Annotated in this window: 1 protein-coding gene; it reads left to right on the top strand. The window is 62.5% G+C overall.

Annotated elements, in window-relative coordinates:
* Positions 1-44: 44 nt before the first annotated feature.
* Complete coding sequence (locus J0I64_RS04160) at positions 45-755, top strand: SIMPL domain-containing protein (protein ID WP_291406347.1); 711 nt, start codon at positions 45-47, stop codon at positions 753-755.
* Positions 756-1,079: the final 324 nt, after the last annotated feature.

Genomic DNA, 1,079 nt, shown 5'->3' with positions numbered 1-1,079 from the left:
GAACGGGGCATCAATTGGCCCCGCTGAATGACAAGGAGTCTGCCATGCGTCTCGTGACTGCCCTCGCCCCCCTCGCCCTGCTCGCTGCCACCATTCCGGCCTATGCCGGTACGATCACCATCGAGGGCCGTGGTGAGGTCCGCGCCGTGCCGGATATGGCACAGATCAATTCCGGCGTGACCACGCAGGGCGCCACCGCCCGCGAAGCGCTCGACGCCCACACCGCGGCCATGGCCGACCTGATCGCCGCCCTCAAGGATGCCGGCATCGAAACCCGCGACATCCGGACCTCGGGCTTCTCGGTCAATCCGAACTATGTCTATTCCGACGCCCGCGACGAAAACGGCTACATCCTGCCGCCCAAGATCAATGGCTACCAAGTTTCCAACTCGGTCTCCGTGACTGTGCGCGCTCTCGAAGAGCTCGGCACCATCCTCGACAAGTCCGTAAATGTCGGCGCCAACACCATCAATGGCGTCAGCTTCTCGGTTGCCGATCCGAGCGAACTCTACAACCAGGCCCGCAAGGCTGCCTTTGCCGATGCTCGCAGCAAGGCCGAGCTTTATGCAGCCGCTGCTGGCGCGAAGCTGGGCGACCTCGAAGCGATCTCGGAAAGCCAGAACATCAACAACCCGATGCCCATGTATGCACGGGCCGAACTGGCGTCTGCCGCTCCGGTTCCGGTTGAAGCTGGCGAAATGACGTTCGAGATCGGCGTCAACGTTCAGTGGGAATTGAACAACACTGCCAAGTAAATCTCTTCGGCGGCCTTGAACCGGCCACCTTCATGCCAAACCTGCCGCCTGAACCGGAGCCACCGGTTCAGGCAACTTTCGTCCGGTGGCATCCAGATTTCCGGGTTCCTCTCACAAGAGGGCTTGGACGGTGGGGGCGGCCCATACCGTAGTCACCCGCCCCCACCAGCCTTTTCCAGTCCAGCAGGACTGTCGGCCTCAGCCGAACAAAACCTTCCAGAGCATGTTGAGCCCCACGGCCACGAGAAACGCGGCGAAGACGTATTTGAGCGTCTTCTGGTCGAGCCGATGCGCGAGCGCCGCCCCAAGCGGCGCGCAGACAGC

It is taken from the genome of Devosia sp., assembly GCF_017307565.1.
GTDB lineage: Bacteria > Pseudomonadota > Alphaproteobacteria > Rhizobiales > Devosiaceae > Devosia.
This window is presented reverse-complemented; position numbering and strand designations above follow the sequence as displayed.